Source organism: Dokdonella fugitiva (assembly GCF_014138265.1).
In the GTDB taxonomy this organism is placed as follows: domain Bacteria; phylum Pseudomonadota; class Gammaproteobacteria; order Xanthomonadales; family Rhodanobacteraceae; genus Dokdonella_A; species Dokdonella_A fugitiva_A.
Genome location: NZ_JACGXL010000008.1, coordinates 259,277 through 281,109, shown reverse-complemented (window position 1 = coordinate 281,109; position 21,833 = coordinate 259,277). Strand labels below are relative to the sequence as shown.

The 21,833-nt window shown below is 70.5% G+C and carries 14 protein-coding genes; 9 read left to right on the top strand and 5 right to left on the bottom strand.

All coding sequences use genetic code 11. The features are described 5' to 3' along the window. Positions 1–218 precede the first annotated feature (218 nt). The 3 genes from FHW12_RS20580 to FHW12_RS20570 all read left to right on the top strand — a co-directional run bounded on the left by FHW12_RS20580 (position 219) and on the right by FHW12_RS20570 (position 1,885). Positions 219–650, top strand: coding sequence for a hypothetical protein (locus tag FHW12_RS20580; protein ID WP_182532941.1), 432 nt, complete (start codon positions 219–221; stop codon positions 648–650). Between the two features lie 75 nt (positions 651–725). Continuing rightward, complete coding sequence (locus FHW12_RS21720) at positions 726–1,418, top strand: GNAT family N-acetyltransferase (RefSeq protein ID WP_182532940.1); 693 nt, start codon at positions 726–728, stop codon at positions 1,416–1,418. Continuing rightward, positions 1,415–1,885: a metallophosphoesterase family protein gene (locus tag FHW12_RS20570; protein WP_182532939.1), complete on the top strand. Its 471-nt coding sequence runs from the start codon at positions 1,415–1,417 to the stop codon at positions 1,883–1,885. The genes FHW12_RS21720 and FHW12_RS20570 overlap by 4 nt, the downstream gene beginning before the upstream one ends. Positions 1,886–1,888: 3 nt before the next feature. Here FHW12_RS20570 and FHW12_RS20565 read toward each other — a convergent pair whose 3' ends face one another. From FHW12_RS20565 to FHW12_RS20555, 3 genes are all read right to left on the bottom strand, one after another. Further along, positions 1,889–2,893, bottom strand: a complete 1,005-nt coding sequence (locus tag FHW12_RS20565; RefSeq protein ID WP_182532938.1) for an alpha/beta hydrolase — start codon at positions 2,891–2,893, stop codon at positions 1,889–1,891. 179 nt (positions 2,894–3,072) lie between these two features. Further along, a complete protein-coding gene (locus FHW12_RS20560; RefSeq protein WP_182532937.1) occupies positions 3,073–6,546 on the bottom strand; it encodes a proprotein convertase P-domain-containing protein in 3,474 nt (1,157 codons plus the stop codon). 309 nt (positions 6,547–6,855) lie between these two features. Next, the gene (locus FHW12_RS20555) at positions 6,856–10,428 is read right to left on the bottom strand and encodes a hybrid sensor histidine kinase/response regulator (protein WP_182532936.1); all 3,573 of its coding nucleotides are present in this window, start codon (positions 10,426–10,428) and stop codon (positions 6,856–6,858) included. A 134-nt stretch (positions 10,429–10,562) separates the two neighbouring features. Here FHW12_RS20555 and FHW12_RS20550 point away from each other — a divergent pair, with 134 nt between their 5' ends. The 6 genes from FHW12_RS20550 to FHW12_RS20525 all read left to right on the top strand — a co-directional run bounded on the left by FHW12_RS20550 (position 10,563) and on the right by FHW12_RS20525 (position 17,199). Further along, positions 10,563–12,056: a GTPase gene (locus FHW12_RS20550; protein ID WP_182532935.1), complete on the top strand. Its 1,494-nt coding sequence runs from the start codon at positions 10,563–10,565 to the stop codon at positions 12,054–12,056. A gap of 337 nt (positions 12,057–12,393) precedes the next feature. Further along, on the top strand, positions 12,394–13,026 hold the full coding sequence (locus FHW12_RS20545) for a YceI family protein (protein ID WP_182532934.1): 633 nt from the start codon (positions 12,394–12,396) through the stop codon (positions 13,024–13,026). Further along, positions 13,023–13,598, top strand: coding sequence for a cytochrome b (locus tag FHW12_RS20540; RefSeq protein WP_428993636.1), 576 nt, complete (start codon positions 13,023–13,025; stop codon positions 13,596–13,598). Before FHW12_RS20545 ends, FHW12_RS20540 begins: the two co-directional genes overlap by 4 nt. 23 nt (positions 13,599–13,621) lie before the next feature. Continuing rightward, positions 13,622–14,164 (top strand): YceI family protein, encoded by a 543-nt coding sequence (locus FHW12_RS20535; RefSeq protein ID WP_182532933.1) that lies wholly within the window; start codon positions 13,622–13,624, stop codon positions 14,162–14,164. Between the two features lie 235 nt (positions 14,165–14,399). Continuing rightward, a complete protein-coding gene (locus tag FHW12_RS20530; RefSeq protein WP_182532932.1) occupies positions 14,400–15,749 on the top strand; it encodes a GTP-binding protein in 1,350 nt (449 codons plus the stop codon). Between the two features lie 130 nt (positions 15,750–15,879). Then, positions 15,880–17,199 (top strand): delta-60 repeat domain-containing protein, encoded by a 1,320-nt coding sequence (locus tag FHW12_RS20525; RefSeq protein WP_182532931.1) that lies wholly within the window; start codon positions 15,880–15,882, stop codon positions 17,197–17,199. A 7-nt stretch (positions 17,200–17,206) separates the two neighbouring features. On the opposite strand, the gene FHW12_RS20520 is transcribed toward FHW12_RS20525, so the two are convergent. Further along, positions 17,207–18,382: an efflux RND transporter periplasmic adaptor subunit gene (locus FHW12_RS20520; protein ID WP_182532930.1), complete on the bottom strand. Its 1,176-nt coding sequence runs from the start codon at positions 18,380–18,382 to the stop codon at positions 17,207–17,209. After that, entirely contained in the window at positions 18,369–21,572 is a 3,204-nt protein-coding gene (locus FHW12_RS20515; protein WP_182532929.1) for an efflux RND transporter permease subunit, read from the bottom strand. Before FHW12_RS20515 ends, FHW12_RS20520 begins: the two co-directional genes overlap by 14 nt. Between the last annotated feature and the right edge of the window lie 261 nt (positions 21,573–21,833).

The window sequence follows — 21,833 nt, the reverse complement described above, 5'->3', positions numbered from 1 at the left end:
ATGCGCGTTCGCGGTAGCGGGAAGAGCATCGCGGCTTGCGCCGCTCCCGCAGGGAAGCGTGGCGCCAGCGGCGTGCATTCGAACGCGGGCCTTTGTGGGAGCGGCGCAAGCCGCGATGCTCTTCGCACGACCGGAGCCGCAGTCATACCTGCAACCGCTCCCGCCGCGCGCCGGACGGCGTAGACTCGACTCTCGTCCCGCGAAGAGAGTCGGCGCCGATGGTCACGCACGAGGACGTCCGCACGCTCGCCCTCGCGCTGCCGGACACGCGCGAGGACGGTCCGCTCGTGTTCTCCGTGCGCAACGGCGACAAGTACAAGGGCATCGCCTGGCCGTGGCGCGAACGCGTGCATCCGCGCAAGCCGCGCGTCGTCAACCACGACGTGCTCGCGGTGCGCGTGGCCGATCTCGACGCGAAGGAGCTGCTCTTGCTCTCCGATCCCGACACGTTCTTCACCGAGCCGCACTACGACGGCTACCCGGCCGTGCTCGTGCGGCTCGGGCGTGTCACGCGCACCGCACTGCGCGGCCTGCTGCAGCAGGCGTGCGCCGCGCAGGCGCCGAAGTCGGCGCGCGGCCGATCCACACGCGCGACGACGGCCGCGCCGGCCGCGCGCAGGAAGGCCGCGACGCGGTCGCCGCGAACGTGACTACCGCCGCGCCGCGCCGCAAACGAACGCCCCGTCGCAAGCGAATCGCCGGCATCTCACGATGGAGCGCTCGGCGTGACTGATCCGCGCCTGCTCGACAACATCTTCTGGCACGCGCTCGCAGGCCCGCAGGCGCGGTTCGCACGCGGCACCGCGGTCGCGCGACGCTTCGCGCGCGACTACTCGCCGATCGTCGCGTTCGCCGACGCACGGTCGCCGGACTTCGCCGCGCTCGCGCCGTACTGCGACGCCGGCGAGCGCTTCTATTGCGACGGCTGGAGCGGCCGCGTGCCGGCGGGCTGGCGCGTCGACGTCGACGCGACGATGTACAAGATGGTGTGGGAGGGGCCGATCCCCGACGACGACGCGCCCGAAGCGCAGCCACTCGACGCGCGCCACGCGACGCAGGCGCTCGAGCTCGCGCGCCTGACGCGGCCCGGTCCGTTCGGACCGAAGACGATCGAACTCGGCGACTACTTCGGCCTGTTCGACGACGAGCGCCTCGTCGCGATGGCGGGCGAACGCGTGTTCGCCGGCGGCTGGCGCGAGATCAGCGGCGTCTGCACCCAGCCGGACCAGCAGGGACGCGGGCTCGCCCGCCGCCTCATGCACAAGCTGCTGCGGCGCGAGCTGCTGCGCGGCGAACGACCGTTCCTGCACGTCGCCGGCACCAACACGGGCGCGGTGCGACTGTACGAACGCATGGGCTTCCGCATCCACCGCGAGTCGACCGTGCGGGTCGTCGCGCTCGACGCCGCGCCGCGATGAAACGCATCGGCCTCATTTCCGACACGCACGGCCTGCTGCGGCCGCAGGCGCTCGCGTTCCTGCACGGCTGCGACCACGTGCTGCACGCGGGCGACATCGGCGATCCGGCGATCCTCGCGGCGCTCGCGCGCATCGCGCCGCTCACTGCGGTGCGCGGCAACAACGATCACGGCGACTGGGCCGACGCGCTGCCCGCGAGTGCCGACATCGTGTTGGAGCGCGTGCGCATCCACGTGCTGCACGACGTCGCCACGCTCGCGATCGATCCGCGCGCGAGCGGCGCCGGTGTCGTCGTCAGTGGCCATTCGCATCGCCCGTCGATCGCGCGGTGCGACGGCATCCTGTACGTGAACCCGGGCAGCGCAGGGCGACGCCGGTTCCGCTTGCCGATCGCCGTCGGCGAACTCGCGATCGACGGCGAGGACGTCACCGCCCGCATCGTCGAACTCGACGACGCCGCGGCGTGATGGTCAGCTTCCTGCACCGGCGTGGCCGGCCGGCGCGTGCAGCCAGTCATCGATTGCGGCAAGCGCGGCGGCGTCGGTGAGGATGCCGTCATGGCCGACGCCGGGCACGACGAGCGCATCGCCGTGCACGTGCAGGCGTGCCGCGGCCGGATAGGCCGAGGCGTCGAATGCTTCGTCCGCACTGCCCGCGACGATCAGCAGCGGCTTGTCGTCGGCGCGCAGTGCCGCGGCGTAGTCGTCCGGCGCGCAGGCGGTCATCGCGCGGAAGCTGTAGCGCGCCCGATCGTCGCCACGCGTGGCGTTGAAGTACAAGGTGCCGAGCCCGTCGAACGCGTGCACGCCGACGGCGCCGAGCATGAGCAAGCCGATCGTGCGGCGCAAATGCAGCTTGATCGGCGCTTCCGTCCCGGCAGCGGCGCCTTCGTCGTGCTTGGTGCTCGGCGCGCTCTCGCCGAGGTGCGGCGCGTAGAGCAGGTAGCCGTCGACCGCGGGCACGCCCGCGCGCGCCGCGTAGCGCACCGCGATACCGCCACCCATCGAGTGTCCCGCGAGCAGCACGCGAGCGCGCGGGGCCTGCCGCCGCAGGGCGGCGACGACGTCGCCAACGTCGTCTTCGTACTGGCCGGCATAGGCGATGTCACCGAACGTCCCGCCCGAGGCGCCGTGTCCGCGCAGGTCGAGGCTGATGACGGTCGCGCCGGCCTTCGCCTGCAGCGCATGCGCCGCGGGCCGCATCTCGTCCGCATCGCTCATCACGCCGTGCAGCAGCAGCACGATCGTGTCGCCCGGCGCACCATCGCGCAGCGCGTGCAGCACGGTGCCGTCGCGAGCCGTGTAGCAGGCCGTGTCCGGCGACGCCATGCAGGCCACGTTCGCGCGCGCGCCGATCGCGAACGGTTTCGAGCGGAATGCTGGCGCCGGCGTCGCGACGAGGACGAGTGCGACGAGCACCCAGGTCGCGAACGCGCCCGCCACGGCGAACGCCGCCCGTTTCAGCCACTTCTTCATGTCACCCCCGCATCGGTCGAAGAGCGGCGCACGCACGATGACCGGGCGCCGGATGCAGGGTGATACGCGCGAACACGCGAGTGTTCACACGCAAAAAAAAAACGGCCCCGGGACACGGGGCCGCAGATCCGGAGACGGGTCGCTCCTCCGCCGAAGCGGGGAGCGACCTCATAGTGCTATCAGGGAAGCTCGAAGCCGTCCGCGAAGATCTGGTCGAGGCAGGTCACCTGCACCGACGTGACGTTCGCACCGGCGATCGTGCCGCTGCCATTGGTGACCGTGCACACTTCCGGCGGCGAGGTCGGCTGCGTCTGCACGGTGACCGCATAGGCGGCTCCGCCGGCGAGCATCGTCGAGAAGGTGAACGAACCGTTGCTCGCGACCGGCAGGCTCTCGGTGCCGTTCAACGACAGCGTGACGCTGTTGCCGACCAGGCCGCTCACCGTGCCGCCGACCGAGTACGTGTTGTTCGCGCACGTCACCGCCACGTTCGTCACGTTCGCACCCGATACCGTGCCGCTGCCGTTCGTGACCGAACAGGCCTGGCCGGCCGGCTGCGTGCCGATGGTGACCGCGTACGCCGTGCCGTCGGCGACCGCGGTCGGGAACGTGAACGTACCGTTGGTCGACACCGGCAGCGTCTGCGCGCCTGCGTTGAGCGAGAGCACGAGGCCCGAGCCGGACAGGCCGCTGACCGTGCCGCCGATCGTGTAGGTCGGGTTGGCCGCGCAGGTCACCGCGACGTTGGTGACGTTCGCGCCGCTGATCGTGCCGCTGCCGTTGGCGACCGAGCAGGTCTGGCCGCTCGGCTGCGTGCCGACCGTGACCGCGTACGCCGCGCCGTTGGCGAGGCCGGTCGGGAACGTGAACGCACCGTTCGCCGCGACGGGCAGCGTCTGCGCGCCCGCGTTGAGCGAGAGCACGAGGCCGCTGCCGGTCAGGCCGCCGACGGTGCCGCCGACGGTGTACGTGGTCGGGCCGCCGCTGGTCGCGGGCACGAGGCACCACTGGTCGACCGTGCCGGTATCGCCACTCGCGTTGTCGGACACGTTGAGCGTCCACGTGCCGGCCAGGGTCTGGCCGATGAACGGCGTCGCGAGCGGGTTGTTCGGCTTGACGTTGCCCGACAGCGCCGGCGGCGTCGTGTTGCACTGGTTCTCGACGAGCGTGGCCGAGGTGTCGTCGATGATGACGTCGATGTTGTCGCTGCCGCAGCCGAAGCCGCTGCCGGTGTAGCCCGGGCGATCGATGACGATCGAGCTGCCCGGCGCCTTGCTCAAGGTGAACTTGAGGTCACCGACCCACGTGTGCGTCGCCTTGATGACGAGCTTGAGGTCGGTCAGCGTCGCACCGGACGGATCGGTCACGACCAGATTGTCGTTGACGCCCGTGGGGTTGTTGTCCGGGATCGCGAGCGCCGGGCTGCGGCAGATCAGGTTCGCCGTCGTGAAGCTGAAGGTCGACGACACCGCGCCCGCACCGCAGGCATTGGTCGGGGTCACGCGCCAGAAGTACGTCGTGTTGCCGGTCAGGTCCACCGTCGGCGTGAACGTCGTGCCGGTGACCGTCTGGGTCAGCACGATCGAACCGAAGCCGGCGTCGGTGGCGACGTCGATCTTGTACGACTCGGTGTTGCTGCCGGTCCAGGTGAAGGTCGGGCGCAGCGCCACGCCGTTCACGCCGTTCGCCGGCGCGGTCAGCGTCGGTGCACCCGGCACCGCCGCGAACACCGTCATGTTGATGCTCGCCGACTGGTTCGACGCGCCGGCGGCCGTGCCGTTGATCGTCATCGGGTACGTGCCCGATGCGACACCGGTGGTATTGATCGCGAGCGCGCTGGAACCGCCCGCAGTGACCGGATTCGGCGTGAACGTGCCGCTGCTCGGCGCCGGGTTGCCCGCGAGAGCGAGCGTGACCGAGCCGCTGAAGCCGGACACGGAACCGACGCCGACGCTGTAGTTGGCCGGCGTGCCCGCGCAGACGGACACGCTCGCCGGCGTCGGGCTCAGGCTGAAGCCGGGCGCCTGGCTGCAGCTCGGGAACTTGAAGCTGCCGATGCGCGTCTTCCAGCCGAACGTGCCGGTCGTGGCGTAGTACTCGCTGGTGAACCAGAACGTGCAGTCGTCGACCGGGTCGACCGTGAGGTCGCTGTAGTCGCCCCAGCGGTTGCCGGTGCCGGTCTGGTGGCCCGCGCCGTCGAACAGGTGCGCTTCGGCCTGCGGCAGCGTGCCGATCGGATCACCGGAGAGGCGACCCGCGTAACGCAGCTGCGGGTTGATCGTCGGGCTCGACGCGCTGTAGCCGAGCGCGATGTTGCCGTTCGTGTCCATCGCGATGCTGCCCATCCAGCGCCAGTCGGTATCGGGCTGGTAGGTGCCTTCCTGGAACACGGTCGGCGTGCCGCTCGTGACGCTGCGCAGTTCGAACCAGCGCACGCCCGTCACGCTGTTCGACTGCACGGTGTAGTTGCCGAGCAGCGATTCGTGGCCGTTGATGTTGCGGTAGGCCAGGCGGAACATCAGGCGGTCGGCGATGCCGTCGAGACGGTCGGCGGCGACGTTGCCGATCTGCGGCACGCAGGCGCGACCCGCGGTGCACGCTGCGGTGAAGCCGGCGGCTGCCGGGCTGCCCGCGACCGCCGTGAAGGTGGAGTTCGCCGGCGTCGTGAAGTCGACGTGGAAGCGATACATGTCGTAGTTGCCGGTATCCGGGAACAGCACGAACGGATTCGGCGCGCCGGCGGGCGGCAGCGCGGAGCCGTCGAGGTCAGCCGGCAGGAACGGCGCGAACGTGGCGCCGAGCGGTGCGGCCGTCGAGATGAACGTCGTCACCGGCGTGCCGGCGAGCATCTTCGTGCGGTCGAACGCGAACGGCTGCGGGCCGAGGTAGGCCGTGCCCGCCGCGTTGAACACGTTCATGCTCATGTAGTAGCCGTCAGGCCACACGCCCAGATGCGGATAGTCGTAGAAGTTCGAGCCGAGGTGGAAACCGTAGCGGTTGTACGTGCCGGTCGCGTCCGGCGTGGTCGACACCGCGATGCACTCGTCGGTGATGTTCGAGGTCGCGGCTGCGAACTGGCTGATCACCCAGCGCTGCGCGATCTGGTCGTACAGCACGACCGGGTCGCCGTGGCCGTTGTTCTCGCAGACGCCGCCGAAGCCGGTCCAGAACGACGCGGTGCTGACCGGTCCGAGCACCGAAGCGCCGGTGGTCTTGTTGAAGATCTGCACGCCGCCGTTCGTCATCTGCACGTACTGCGTCGCGCCGACTTCACCGTCGGTGTCCGGCGGCGCGCAACCGCAGCCGTTCGGCTGACCGTCGAAGTTGAGGATCGGCAACGGCATCATCGATACCGGCGACGTCAGGTTCTGCACGACCGGGTCGACGCTGTCGACATGGTGCACCGGGAAGCCCCACGAAGGATTCTCGGCCGCTTCGTTCGCGGCCTCCTCCATGTTGTGCTCCTGCCAGGTCGTGGTCATGATGTAGAGCGGCAGCGAGACGTCGCTGTGGTACGACACTCCGACCTGCATCTGGCCCGCGGCCTGTTCTTCCTTCGTCCGCGGCCCCGCGGCCAACACGCTGGCCGACCACGCCAGCCCGAGCACGACCAGTGTCGTACTCGCCAAACGACAGCGCTTCAACAACGTCATGGATCTCTCCCCGAATGACACCGGCAGCAGCCGATGCGGATCGTCGTCGCCCGGCCGGGCCGAAGCCCGGCACCCTCGTACCTGCAACGCGCAGGCATGCGCGGCGATATCGCGCGCCGCGCGTTGAACCGGTGAGTTTGTTCCCCCAGTAGCGGCAGCAGCCGGTCGTCCGAACCCGGCGAAACTGGTCCCAGAGATTCAACTTCACATCCGTCCAGAGAATGACTCTATTCTGGTCCGCTGAGCCGGGCAAGAGGGAGCGCGCGGACGAGCCCGCGACAGCGCATCGATACGCCGGCGAACGGACGGTCAGCGACGGGCGGCCCCGGCCACCGCGATCGCATCGGCGAGCATCGCGCTGGTCAGCGGCTTGCGCAGCAGCGCGTCCATGCCCGCGGCGCGCACCTTCGCTTCCTCGTCACCGACCGAGCGCGCAGTCACCGCGACGAGCGGCAACGCCGCCTGACCGCGCGAGCGCAACAGGCGGGCGAGCTGCAGGCCGTCGATGCCGGGCAGGTCGAGATCGACGAGGGCGAGGTCGTAGCGCTGCGTCTCGAGCGCGGCCAGCGCGGCGAGCCCGTTGACGACGTGCACGGCGCGATGGCCGAGGCGGGCGAGCAGGCCGGTGACGACCTCGGCCACGGTCTCGTCGTCCTCCACCAGCAGCACGTCGAGCGCGACCGGCGTCGGCGCGGCCGCGGCCGCGGCCGGCGCGATGGTGCCCGCCGGTTCGGGCGGTACCTCGTAGATCGGCAGGTCGACATCGAACGTCGTGCCTTCACCGAGGCGGCTCGCGACCGAGATCGTGCCGCCCATGAGCACGGTCAACTCGCGGCAGATCGCGAGGCCGAGGCCGCTGCCGCCGTGCCGTCGCGTGACCCCGGCGGCCTGTTCGAAGCGGTTGAACAGGCGCGCCTGCAGCTCCTGCGCCATGCCCGGGCCGGTGTCGGACACGCGGAAGCGCAGGCGGTCGCCATAGCGCATGAGCGCGAGTTCGACCCGCCCCTGCTCGGTGAACTTGAGCGCGTTGCTGAGCAGGTTGAGGAGGATCTGGCGGATGCGCAAGGCGTCGCCCCAGACCTTCTCCGGCACGGCTTCGGCGACGCGCAGGCTGAGCGCGATGCGCTTGCCCTGCGCGACCGGCTGCTCGAGTTCGACCACCTCGCGGCCGAGCGCGACCGGATCGAACGGCTGGTCCTCGAGCACGAACTTGCCGGCGTCGATGCGCGCGATGTCGAGGCTGTCGTTGACGAGGCGCAACAGCATCTGCCCCGACTGGTGGATCGCCTGCGCGTAGCCGCGCTGGCGCCCGTCGAGTTGCGTGCCGAGCAGCAGCTCGCTCATGCCGAGCACGCCGGTCATCGGCGTGCGGATCTCGTGGCCCATCGTCGCGAGGAAGGTCGACTTCGCCTCCGCGACCTGCTCGGCCGCGCGGCGACGTTCCTCGCCGAGCGCGAGCGCATGCCGGCGTCGCACGCGCTGGCGATAGGCGCGCAGCGCGAGCAGCGCGGCGGCCAGCGCGACGAGCAGGTAGACGAAGTACGCCGCCGGCGTCGCCCACGGCGCGCGCGCGACGCGCACGGTGAGCGGCGGCGCGAGTTCCGTGCTCGCGCCCGCCGCGCTGGTCGCGCCCACGCGCAGCAGGTATTCGCCCGCGGGCAGCTGCGACCAGATGCGTTCGCCGCGATCGGTGTCGATCCAGTCCTGGTCGAATCCGGCGAGCTGGAAGCGGTAGCGGTTCGCCGACGAGTTCGCATAGCTGAGCGCGCGCGCGACCACGTGCAGGTCGACGTCGCCGCGCTGCAGCTCGATCGGCTGCGCCGGGTCCAGCGCCACGGTCGCACCGTCGCGCTGCACGTCGAGCGCCGTGACGAGCAGGTGCGGCGGCGGCGCGTCGAAGCGCAGCGTCGACGGATCGAACGCGACGAGCCCGCCGAGCGTGCCGCCGAACAGCGTGCCGTCGGTGGCCTTGGCCAGCGCGCCGGCGATGAACTCCTGGCTCGGCAGGCCGTCGCGCGCGTCGAAGCGGCGCACCGTCTTGCCGAGCGGATCGACGCGCCAGAGGCCGCGCGGCGAGGTCACCCACACCGTGCCGTCCGCCGCCACCGCGAGCGCATGCGCCTGCAGGGTCGGCCACCCCTTGGCGGCGTCGAAACGCTGCCGCACGAGCATCGTGCCGCCATCGACGACGTAGCTCTCGAGCATGCCGAGGCGATGCAGCCACAGCGTGCCGTCCGGCGCGAACGCGAGCGCGTGGATGCGCTCCTTCGGTCCGCCCGCGACGGATTCGAACACATCGCGCTCGGGCACGTGTCGCTCGACGCCGCTCGCGGTGGCGACCCAGGGATTGCCGTGCGGATCGAGCACGAGCGCGGTGATGTCGGCGTCGCCGAGGTCGTGCGTCGCCAGCGTGTAGCGACGCACGACGCGCGGCGGTTCGCCTGCGATGCGCGCGACGCCGCCGCCGAGCACGCCCACCCATACGCTGCCGTCGACGCTGCGCGCGAGATGGTCGACCGTACCTTGCGGCAACGCGTCGGCTCGCGCGACGTCGACCGGGAATTCGTTCACTGCGAGCGTGTCGAGCGCGTAGCGGCGCAACTCGGTGCGCTGGCCGATCCACAGGTGGCGGTCGTCGGCGAGCAATGCCTCGATGCGCTTGTTCGGCAGGTGCAGGCGGCTGCCCCAGCGCTCGAGCACGCCGCTGGCGCGATCGACGCGGTCGATGCCGTCGCTGCCGCTCGCGACCCAGGCGGCACGCGCGCCGTCGAGCGCGATCGCCTTCACGCGCGCGCGCGTGAGCGTGCTGGCGTCGCCCGGCGCGTGGCGGAACGAGGCGAAGTTGCTCCAGTGCGGTGGCAGCCGTGCGATGCCGCCATCGTGCACCGCGAACCAGAGGCCGCCTTCACGGTCGCGGAAGATGTCCATCGTGCGCGTGCCCGGATAGGCGCCGGGTGCTGCTTCTTCCGTGCTGTAGCGCGTGAGTCCGCGCGCGTCGAGGCGCGCGAGCCCGGTGAGCTGGCCGAGCCAAAGCGCGCCATCGGCGTCGCGCGCGAGCGCCGAGACCATCAGCGCCGGCGTCGAGGGCGCGACTTCCTCGCGATAGCGCAGGTCGCCGTCGACGCGGAACAGGCCCTTGCGCGTGCCGACGAGCATGCTGCCGTCCGCCTCGGGCAGGAAACTCATGATGATCGGCGGCCCCGGCCGGCCGGCCATCGGCGGCAGCTCGACATGGACGAGGCGGCCTTGCGCGTCGCGCACGTCGAGCCCCTCGTCGGTGCCGATCCACAAGCGTCCGCGCGTGTCGCCGAGCAGCGCGTAGACGTTGCTCGAGCGCAGGCTCGCCGCGTCTTCCGTATCGTGGTCGACGTGGGTGAACGTGCCGTCGGGCTCGAGGCGGTTGAGGCCGCCGAGGTAGGTACCGACCCAGATCGCGCCGGTCGCGTCCTGTTCGATCGAGAACAGGTCATTGCTGCCGAGCGTGGACAGGTCGTTCGGCCGGTGGATCCAGTGCGTGAACGTGCGGCCGTCGGGCTCGAGCCGGTTCAGGCCGGACGCCTCGCCGCCGCACCAGATGCGGCCGTCGCGGTCGACCAGCAGGGTCGACACGTCGTTCGACGCGAGCGACGCGGGATCGCCCGGATCGTGGCGGTAGACGCGGAAGCCGACGCCGTCGTAGCGCGCGAGGCCGTCCTGCGTGCCGATCCAGAGGAAGCCCTCGTGGTCCTGCACGATCTTGTAGACGAGACTGGACGGCACGCCGTCGGCGACGCCGAGCGACACGAACTGCGGCGGCGCCGGCGGCGGCGCCGCGCGCGCGGCGGCGACCAGCCACGCGAACCCGAGCAACAATGCGGTCAACCGGCGAAACGAACGGCGCATGGACCCTCCCTCGCCGATACTGCCATGCGCGGCGGCCAAATCCCAAAGTGGACGCGCGTTTTTCGCGCTTCGCCGAACGCGCCCGCTTCGCGCGCACGATGGCTGCGCGCAGGACCCGCGGGTAGGATGCGCCGATGCCGCGCCCTCGCCTGCCCCTGAGATTCGTGCTGTTCGCCGCCCTCGCGATCGGCGCGGCATTGCTGCTCGGCCTCGTCGTCATGACGCTCAACGGCTTGCTCGAGTTCTACCAGCGACTGGTCGAATTGCCGCTGTGGCTGCGCGTCCCGCTGCTCGTCGCGACGGCGGCGTTCGCCGGCGGCCTCGGCTGGCTGCTGTGGCGGCTCGCGCGGCCGGCGCGCCATCCGGCCGCCGCGCCCGTCGCACCGCCGGTGTCGCGCGCCGACGTCGACACGCGCATCGACCACCTGCGCCAGCGTGCGGTCGAAACCGCCGCGCTCGAGGCCGAACTCGCCGAGCTCGACCGGCGCCGCGCGAGCGGCGAGCTGTACGTCGCGCTGTTCGGCGAAATCTCGACCGGCAAATCGAGCCTGATCCGCGCGCTCGCACCGGAGGCCGCGCCGGAGATCGACGTGCGCGGCGGCACCACGCGCCAGGTCGGCCACCATCGCGGCCGCCTCTCCGACGGCCGCGAGCTGATCCTCGCCGACGTGCCGGGCACGGGCGAAGTCGACGGTGTCGTGCACGAGCAGCTCGCGCGCGACGAAGCGCTGCGTGCGCACGCGGTGGTCTACCTCGCCGCGTCCGACCTCACGCGTGCGCAGGACGCCGAACTGCGCTGGCTCGCCGGTTTCGGCAAGCCGCTGCTGCTCGCGCTGAACAAGGCCGATCTCTACGACGACGCGCAACGCGGCGCGCTGCTCGATCGCTTGCGCCAGCGCTACCTCGCGCAGGCGCGCGCGATCGTCGCGATCAGCGCGGGCGGCAGCGAACGTTACGAGCGCACGCTCGCCGACGGCCGCCGCGAGAAGGTCGAGCGCGACCGCGCGGCCGAACTCGCGCCGCTGCTCGACGCACTCGGCGCGCTCGCCGCCCGCGGCACCGACGCGCTCGAACCCGCGCGCGAGGCGGCCGTGCTCGCCGAAGTCGGCCGGCGCGGCGACGAACTCGCGCGCGCGACCGCGCGCCGCGAGGCGGAACTCGCGGTCACCAAGTACACGCGCCGCGCGGTCGTCGGTGCACTCGCCGCGGTCGCGCCGGGCAGCGACCTGCTGATCCAGGGCGCGCTCGGCACCGCGCTAGTGCGCGAGCTCGCGCGCATCCACGGCGTCGCCGTGCGCGAACTCGACGTCGAGGCGCTGCTCGCGCGGGTCGGCCTCACCGTGCGCAATACCACTGCGCTCGTGCTCGCGATCGCCGGCAACGCGATGAAGGCCTTCCCCGGCCTCGGCACGCTCGGCGGCGGCGTGCTGCACGCGATCGCCTACGGCCTCGTGTTCGACAGCCTCGGCCATGCGATCGCCGACACGCTCGCCGACCGTGCGTCGCTCGACGTCGCCGACGTCGAAACACGCGTGCGCGCGCTGCTCGCCGAACCCGCGCGCGAGCGGCTCGAACGCGTCGCGCGACTCGCGCTCGATGCCGCACGCGAGTCGAAGTCCGACGGCTGAACACCCCGACTGCACCGCTTCGACGCGCCCGTAGGAGCGCACCCTGTGCGCGACCGCGGCGTCCGGCGGTTCCTGGACAGGGGGCACCCACCGGGGGCAGGCTCCTCCACCGGCAGGCCGGACGCGCACAGCGGGACCGCTACTCGCCGGCGATCCGCCGGACATGGCCGACCGAGCGGCGGCCACCGGCCTCCCAAGCCCGCGCCCGGCCTGTGCAACCGAGCGGTGGGAGCATCGCGGCTTCCGCCGCGCCGACATCGCGAAGGCCGCGTTCCGGCAACGCAGCGTTCACCGCGCGAGGGTGGCGGGCGCAAGGCGTTTTTGCCAAGCTGCCCGCATGTCCAAACCGTCGTCCAGGTACCGCCCGCTGCGTCCCGTCGCTGCTTGCGCGGCCGTCGCGCTCGCCGCGGCGACGCCGGCGAGGGCCGCGCCGGACACCTATCGCTTCGACCTCGTCCACACGCAGGTCTGGTTCGCCGCCGATCACCAGCGCTTCTCGCGCCCCCAAGGTCGCCTGCGCGTCAAGGAAGGCTGGTTCCAGTTCGATCCGAAGGACTGGAGCAGCGCGCGCGTCGACGTCGTCGTCGACCTCGCCTCGCTCGACCTCGGCGACGCGAAATGGAACGACACCGCGACCTCCGGCCAGTTGCTCGACGTCGCGCGCTGGCCCACCGCGCGCTACGCCAGCCGCAGCGTCGAACGGAAGGACGCCACCCACGGCGTCATCCACGGCGACCTCACCTTCCGCGGCGAGACGCGCGCGCTCGACCTCGCCTTCACCCTCAACCGCGTCGGCAACGATCCGTACGCGCTCAAGCAAAAGGCGGGTTTCTCGGCGACCGCGCGCTTGCCGCGCTTCGACTTCGGCATCACGCGCTACAAGGACGTGATCGGTGCCGACATCGAACTGCGCATCGAGGTCGAAGGCCTGCGCGACGGCGACGCCGCCCGATCGAAGAAGGACGAATGACGATGCCGTTGAAGAGCAACGCGATGCACTGGGGCACCCTCGCCAAGACCTTCCATTGGGCGATCGTGGCGCTGCTGCTCGTGCAGGGCACGCTCGGCCTCGTCATGGTCGAGTTGCCGAAGAAGCCGAGCGTGATCACGTACTTCACGTTTCACAAATCGCTCGGCCTGACGATCCTGCTGCTCGCGCTGCTGCGCCTCGGCTGGCGCCTGTTCGATCGACGCCCGGAAGAACCCGCGTCGATGCCGCGCTGGCAGGTGACCGGCGCACGCGTCGGCCACGCGCTGCTCTACGTCCTGCTGTTCGCGGTGCCGCTGTCGGGCTGGCTGTTCGATTCGGCGACCGCGCTGCGCCCGCTGGTCTGGTGGGGCGTCGTGCCGATGCCGAGCCTGACCGGCGGCGCCGCGCCGGACCTCAAGGACATCGCCAAGGAAGCGCACGAGTGGCTGTTCTGGACGCTCGTTTTCGTCGCCGCCGGGCACGCGGCCGCCGCGCTCGTTCATCATTTCGTCCATCGCGACGAGGTGCTGCGTCGTATGCTGCCGCGACGGCGCGCCGGCGACGCCACTTGACCCGTCCACTGCTGGAGAACCCCATGCTGCGCACCCTGCCCCTCGCCCTCCTGCTGCTGCCGGTCGCCGCGTTCGCGCGCGACTGGAACGTCGACGCCTCGAAGAGCACGCTCGGCTTCAAGGGCAGCTACCAGAAGGAAGCGTTCAACGGCGCGTTCAAGACGTTCGAGGCGACGATCGCCTACGACGCGGCCGATCCTTCCAAGGCCAAGTTCGACGTCACGGTCGACCTCGCGAGCGCCGACACCGGCAGCGCCGAGCGTGACGACTCGCTCAAGGGCAGTGACTTCTTCGCCGTGTCGAAGTTCCCGAAGGCGCACTTCGTCACCGACTCGTTCGCCAAGGCTGCCGACGGCAGCGTCACCGCGCAGGGCAAGCTGACGATCCGCGACCAGACGAAACCCGTCACGCTCAAGGTCGTGTTCACCGAGAACGGCAACGCCGCCACGCTCGACGTCGACAGCGTGCTCAAGCGCGCCGACTTCGGCCTCGGCGCAGGCAGCGACTGGACCGACGTCGGCGCCGACGTGTCCGTGCACGGCCACCTCGTGCTGACGGCGAAGTGAAGGCACGACAGGCAAAAGATTGAAACACGAAGGACACGAAGGACACGAAGTAGAGCGAAGATCGAACCAAGAATTGAAGAGGCGGCCGCGGGTCCGATCAGCGCGACGGTCGTGCGCGATCCCCTCGATGAGCGCGCGCGGTGGTATTGCTTTGTAACAAGTGCTTTTCTCGTGTCCTTCGTGCGCTCTTTTTCGTGTCCTTCGTGAAACTGCTTTTGCCCCAAATAATCCGTCCATGAAACCCACGTCGATCTGGCAGCGCCTGCGATCGCGCTTCGCGCGCGAACCCGCGCGCACGGACGACGGCGGCGCGCACAGTGACCAGGCGGCGCAGAGCCTGCGCGCGCTGCTCGACGATCCGCAGATTCCCACGGCGGTACGCAGCGGGCTCGCCGCGGACTTCGCGCGTCTCGAATCGATGCTCGGCAAGCTCGAACGCGGCGAGCTGCACATCGCCGTGTTCGGCCGCGTCAGCGTCGGCAAGTCCGCCCTCGCCAACGCGCTGCTCGGCGAGGATGCGTTCACGGTCGGCGTGCTGCACGGCACGACGCGCGAGGCGGGCCAGCGGCGCTGGCAGGAAGTCGCCGGCGGCGGCGTGCACCTCATCGACACGCCGGGCATCGACGAACTCGACGGCGAGGCGCGCGAACGCCTCGCCTACGACGTCGCCGGCGTCAGCGACCTCGTCGTGTTCGTCGTCGACGGCGACATGACGCAGCGCGAACGCGACGCGCTGGCGACGCTCGCGCGCACCGAACGGCCGCTGCTGCTCGCGCTCAACAAGGCCGACCGCTACGGCGAAGACGAACGCGAACGCCTGCTCGAACGCCTGCGCGAACGCGCGGCCGGGCTCGTGCGCACCGACGACGTCGTCGCGATCGCGGCGCAACCGGCCGCGCAGAAGCGCGTGCGCGTCGCCGCCGACGGCAGCGAGCAGGCCGAACTCGTCGAGCAGCCACCCGATCTCGCCGCGCTGCGCACGCGCCTGCTCGCCGTGCTCGAACGCGAAGGACGCACGCTCGCCGCGCTCAACGCGAGCCTGTTCGCCGGCCGCGTCGCCGACCAGGTCGGCGCGCGCATCGCCGAGGCACGGCGCGAACTCGCGGCGACGGTGATCCGCCAGTACTGCGTCGCGAAGGCGCTCGCGGTCGCCTTGAACCCGATCCCTGTCGCCGACCTGCTCGCTGCGGGCGCGCTCGACGCCGCGCTCGTCATGCACCTCGGCCGCGTCTACGGCCTGCCGCTCACGAAGACCGAGGCCGGCACGCTGATCGCGGTGATCACCGCGCAACTCGCCGCGCTCATGGGCGCGATCTGGGGCGTGCACCTCGTTGCCTCGGCCCTGAAGGGCCTCAGCGCCGGCGTCTCCACGGTCGTCACCGCGGGCGCGCAGGGCGCGCTCGCCTGGTATGCGACCGAACTCGTCGGCCGCGCCGCGGAGAGGTACCTCGTCGCCGGCAAGTCGTGGGGCGAGCTCGGCCCCAAGCGCGTCGTCGCCGACATCGTCGCCAGCCTCGACCGCGATTCGATCCTGCGCGAGGCGCGCGAGGAGATCCTGCGGCGCCTGCGCACGCGCACGGCGTGACGCGCACGCCGGTCTGCGTCGCCCCTTTCGACGAACCCGGCCCGCGACGCCGCCTGCATGCCAGCGGGCGCGATAGCTTTCTTCGCGATCGAACGTATGAATCGACATGCACCGCCTCCGTGAGGTTTCCATGTCGCTTCGATGGTTCGTCTCCTCCATTCTATTTGCCTCGGCCACGGCGATTGCTGCCGATGGCGACCCGGATGCCAGCTTCGCCGGCGGAGGCCTCGCCACGCGCATCGTCACGTCGCCGTTCTACGTCGTGAGCGCCGATGCCGCGCTCGATGCCGACGGCGGCGTGCTCGTCGCGTCGACCGAAGGCGCGAGCAGCGGCAGTCGCGCGACGCACTACGTCGTCACGCGCTTCAGCACCGACGGAGCGGTCGACGGCGGCTACGGCGACGCGGGCGTCGCGCGAGTCGATTTCAGCGAGGGTGCGGCCGACTATCCCGCTTATGCGGAAGTGATCGCCACGGCGCCGGGCGGCAAGACCGTCGTCGCCGGGCGCATCGGCAGCGGCAACGACACCGGCATCGTGCGCCTGCTCGCGAACGGCGCGCCCGATCCCGCGTTCGGCGACAGCGGCCGCGTGCACTTCGCGCTCGGCAACGGCAGCGGCAACAACCTCGTCTACGCACTCGCGAGCGACGCCGAATCCCGGACCTGGGCGCTGGTCGGCACGGTGCCGTCGAGCAAGCTCGTCCGGCTCGCCGACAACGGCATGCCTGACGCCGGCTTCGGTGACGGCGGCGTGCTCACGCTGTCCACTCCATGCTGCTATTCGCCGCTCGCGCTCGCGTTCGACGCACAGGGCCGCATCCTGCTCGGCGGCAGTGCGAACACGAACACGCTGACGATGGCGGTGCAGCGGCGCCTCGCCAACGGCGACCTCGATGCGACCTTCGGCGAAGGCGGTACGACCGTCGTACCGGTCGACGAGAACTCGACCGTGCAGCGCCTGCTGCCGACGCGCGACGGCGGCGTCGTCGCGATCGGCAACAGCAGTTCGACTCCGGGCGGCAGCTCGGCGAAAGGCCGCGTCACCGCGTTCAAGCTCACATCGACCGGCGCGCTCGATGCCGGATTCGGCGATGCGGGCATTCGCGTCGTCGATTTCGGTGGCGAGGAAAACGGCCTCGGCTTCCCGGACCTGCACGCGGCACTCGGTGCGGACGGCAAGATCGTGATCGCGCGTGCGACGTCGGAAGCATCCGCGGTGCATGTCGCGCGCCTGCTGCCGAACGGCGCGCTCGACACGACGTTCCCGGGTGGCGGCAAACAAACCCTGCTGCAGTCGATCGGTGGCCTGTCGTTCGGGACGGTGCTGCTCGCACACGATCGCCTTCTGCTCGCCGGCGCCTACGGCACGAGCGGCGACCTCGCGCTCTACGCGGGCGCCTGGCGCGACGGCGACGGCCTGTTCCGCGACGGGCTCGACACGGCAGAGTGATCCGCGACTACCCTTTCGCCGCCGGCGCTGCCGGCGCCGCGCTGCCGGCGATGCGCACCTCGCTGCCCGCCACGACGCCGTCGGGCGGGTTCTGGATCACGCGGTCGTTCGCGTCGAGGCCGGAACCGATCTGGATCGTCTTGCCGTAGTCGCGCGCGATCGTGACCGGCTTCATCACGACGCGGTTGTCGGCGCCGACGGTGGCGACGCGCAGGCCCGCCGCGTCGAAGATCAGCGCGCTCGCGGGCACGCTCAGCGCGAGCGCATCGTGCGGCAGCGCGAGGCTCACGTTGGCGTAGGCACCCGGCAACAGTTCCCCGGCGCTGTTGTCGACCGCGAGCTGCATGAGGGTCGTGCCGGACTGCGCATTGACCGACTGCGCGGACGCCTCGACGGTCGCGGTGTAGCTCTTGTCCGCGTGCTCCGGCACGGTCAGGGTCGCCTTCGTACCGGACGGCACGTCGGGCACGGAGTTCTGCGGCACGTTCACGTAGACGCGCAGCTTGCGCGTGTCGGAGACGACGAACAGCTCCTGTCCCGCCGCGCTGCCCGCGTTGACGAGCGCGCCGACGTCGGTGTTGCGCGCGGTGACGATGCCGTCGAACGGCGCGACGATGCGCGTGAAGCCCTTCATCGCGACGTAGCGGTCGACGTTCGCCTTCGCCGAGGCGACCAGCGCGCGCTTGGCGGCGAGATCGCCGGTCTTCTCGTCGACGTCCTGTTTCGACACTGCGTTCGACTGCAGGATCTTCTGCCAGCGCTCGGCGGTGATGCCGGCGAGCTTCTCGTTCGCCTGCGCGGTGGCGAGGTCGGCGCGCGCCTGCTGCAGCTGCTGGTCGAGGTCGGGTGTCTCGATCTCGGCGAGCAGCTGGCCGGCCTTGACCGGCGTGCCGATGTCGGCGGTCCAGCTCTTGAGGTAACCGCTCGTGCGCGCGTACAGCGGCGCGCGCGCGTACGCCTCGAGCCGACCCGGCAGCTTCAGCTCGTCGCCGTCGCCGCTCGCGGCCGGCGCCGCGACCGCGACGGTCGGGATCGCCTGCGCTTCGGTCCATTCGCGCAGCTTCGTGTCGCCGCGGCTGCGCGCGAGAACGCCGGTGGCGACGATGGCGATCGCGACGACCGCGCCGACGACGCCGGCGATGCGCAGGCCGCGCTTCGTGCTATGGGTTTCAGACGGCGACATGGGGAGCTCCGATGACGGGCGTCGCGGCCTTCTTGCCGTGGCGCGAATGGATGATGCTGAAGACGACCGGCACGAACAGCAGGGTCGCGATCGTCGCGAACACGAGGCCGCCGATCACCGCGCGGCCGAGCGGCGCGTTCTGCTCGCCGCCTTCGCCGAGGCCGAGCGCCATCGGCGCCATGCCGATGACCATCGCGAGCGCGGTCATCAGCACGGGGCGGAAGCGCACGAAGCCGGCCTCGAGCGCGGCGGCGGTCGCGTCGCCGAGCTCGTCGAGTTTCTCGCGCGCGAAACTGATCACCAGCACGCTGTTCGCGGTCGCGACGCCCATGCACATGATCGCGCCGGTCAATGCGGGCACGGACAGGGTCGTGTGCGTCGCGAACAGCATCCAGACGATGCCGGCGAGCGCGGCCGGCAGCGCCGTGATGATCACGAACGGATCGCTCCACGACTGGAAGTTGACGACGATGAGCAGGTAGATCAGCACGATCGCACCGAGCAGGCCGAACGACAGGCCGGAGAACGCGCTGTTCATCGTCTTCACCTGGCCGAGCATCGACACGCTCGCGGCCTTCGGCAGGTCGGCCTTGGTCGCGTCGATGATCTTCTGCAGGTCCGCGGCGACCGCGCCGAGGTCGCGCCCCTGGGTAGTCGCGTAGACCTGCACCATCGACTGGATGTCGTACTGCGAAACGACCGCGCTCGAGGTCGTGCGGTCGATGTCGGCGATGCCGCCGAGCACCTGCGGCGAGCCGCCCGACGACGGCGTCACCGGCAGGTTGCGCAGGTCGGCGAGCGAATCGACCGCGTACTGCGGCGTCTGCATCACGATCGAGTAGGACACGCCGTTCTGCGGGTTGAGCCAGAACGTCGGCGCGACCTGGCTGGAACCGGCGAGGTTGACGACCATGCTGTTGGTGACGTCGCGCTCGGTCACGCCCGCGTACTGCGCGCGGCTGCGGTCGACGTCGACCTTGAAGCCGGGGCTCGCGAGCGACTGCTGGATGCGCGCGTCGACGACGCCGGGCACGTGGCGCACCTGTGCGAGCAGCTTCTGCGCGTAGGCGAAGTTCTCGGCGACGCGCGGGCCGCGGATCTGCAGGTCGATCGGCGCCGGCGCGCCGAAGTTGAGGATCTGGCTGACGATGTCGGCCGGCAGGAACGAGAACGTCGCGCCCGGGAAACGGCGCGGCAGTTCCTCGCGCATGCGCCGGACGTACTCCTCGGTCGGCGCGTGGCCTTCCTTGAGCGCGATCTGGATGTCGCCGTCCTGCGAACCGATCAGGCCGGTGTTGTTGTAGGTCATGTTGATGCTGCTGATCGGCATGCCGATGTTGTCGGCCATCGCCGCGAGCTCGTCCGGCGGGATGATGCTGCGCACGGCCTGCTCGATGCGGCCGAACGTGTTGGCGGTCTCCTCCACGCGGGTGCCGACCTGGGTGCGCACGTGCATGAGGATCTGCCCGCCGTCGACCGCCGGAAAGAAGTTGCGACCGAGGAACGGCAGCAACGCGAACGACGCGAGCACGAACGCCATGAAGCCGAGCACGAACGCACGGCGATGGCCGAGCGCGAGTTCGAGCACGCCATGGTAGCCCGCGCGCACGCGCTCGAAGCGCGCCTCGAACGCGCGCTGGAAGCGCACGAGGGGATTGCGCGACGGCGACGGCGGCGGCGCCGCGTCGGCGCCGTCGGTGTGCGACGCGTGCGGCTTGAGCATGTACTTCGCCATGGTCGGCACGAGCGTGCGCGAGAGGATGAACGAGCACGTCATCGCGAACATCACCGCTTCGGCCATCGGCACGAACAGGAAGCGCGCGACGCCCTCGAGGAAGAACATCGGCACGAACACGATGCAGATGCACAGCAGCGAGACGAACGCGGGCGTGACGATCTGGTCGGCGCCGTCGAGGATCGCCGTTTCGACGTCCTTGCCATGCTCGAGGTGCCAGTTGATGTTCTCGATCGTCACGGTCGCGTCGTCGACGAGGATGCCGACCGCGAGCGCGAGGCCGCCGAGGGTCATGATGTTGAGCGTCTCGCCGGCGGCCGCGAGCATGGCGATCGCGCCGAGCACCGACAGCGGGATCGAGATCGCGATGATCACGGTCGAGCGCCAGCTGCCGAGGAACAGCAGGATCATGAGGCTGGTCAGCACCGCCGCGATCACGCCTTCCTTGGCGACGCCACTGATCGCCGCGCTGACGAACAGCGACTGGTCGCCGACCGGGGCGATCTTGAGGCCCTCGGGCAGGCTCGGCGCGAGCTCCGCGACCTTCTGCTTGATGCCGGAGATGATCGAGAGGGTCGAGATCGCGCCGCTCTTCAGCACCGACATGAGTACGGAGCGGCCGCCGTTCACGTGCACGATGTTGGTCTGCGGCGGATTGCCGTCGTGGGCGTGCGCGACGTCGCGCATGTACACGGTCGTGCCGTTGACCGCCTTGATCGGCAGGTCGTTGAGCGCGTCGATGTCCTTCGGCGCGTTGTTGAGCAGCACGTTGTATTCGAAGTCGCCGATCTTCTGCGTGCCGACCGGCGTGATGAGGTTCTGCGCGGCGAGCGCGTTGGCGACGTCCTGGCCGGACAGCCCGCGCGCCTGCAGCGCGGCCGGGTCGAGGTCGATCTGCACCTGGCGCGTCTTGCCGCCGAACGGATACGGGATCGCGGCGCCCGGCACCGTGACGAGGCGCGTGCGGATCGTGTTCATGCCGAGGTCGGCGAGGTTCTGCTCGGTCAAGCCCTGGCCGGACAGCGCGAGCTGGATGATCGGCACCGTCGCCGCGCTGTAGTTGAGGATCAGCGGCGGCGTCGTGCCCGCCGGCATCTGCTTGATCACGGTCTGCGATACCGCGGTCACCTGCGCGTTCGCGGTGCGGATGTCGACGTTCGGCTGGAAGTAGATCTTGACGATGCCGAAGCCGTTGTACGAGTTGGCTTCGATGTGCTCGATGTCGTTGACGGTCGTCGTCAGCACGCGCTGGTACGGCGTGACGATGCGGCCCGACATCTCGTCCGGCGACAGGCCGGTGTATTGCCAGGCGACGCCGATGACCGGGATGCGGATGTCCGGGAAGATGTCGACCGGCGTGCGCAGGCCGGCGAGCACGCCGGTAATGAGGATCAGCAGCGCGAGTACGACGAACGTGTACGGGCGCGAAAGCGCAATGCGGACGATACCGATCATGGTCAGGCCATTGGTGCTGCAGCCGCACATTATCGGTGCCGCCCGCGCGTTCCCAACCCCGGCGCGCATGAAGAAATCTTCATGTTGCCGTCTCGCAAGGGATCAAGGCAGGAGCGCACCCCGTGCGCGATCGCTACCTGTGGGAGCGGCGGGAGCCGCGATGCCTTTGACGCAGGAGCATCGCGGCTTCCGCCGCTCCCACAAGAGGCCGCGCTGTTACGGGCGGACCGTTGGCTCGACGGCGCCGGCCGACCTGCGGTC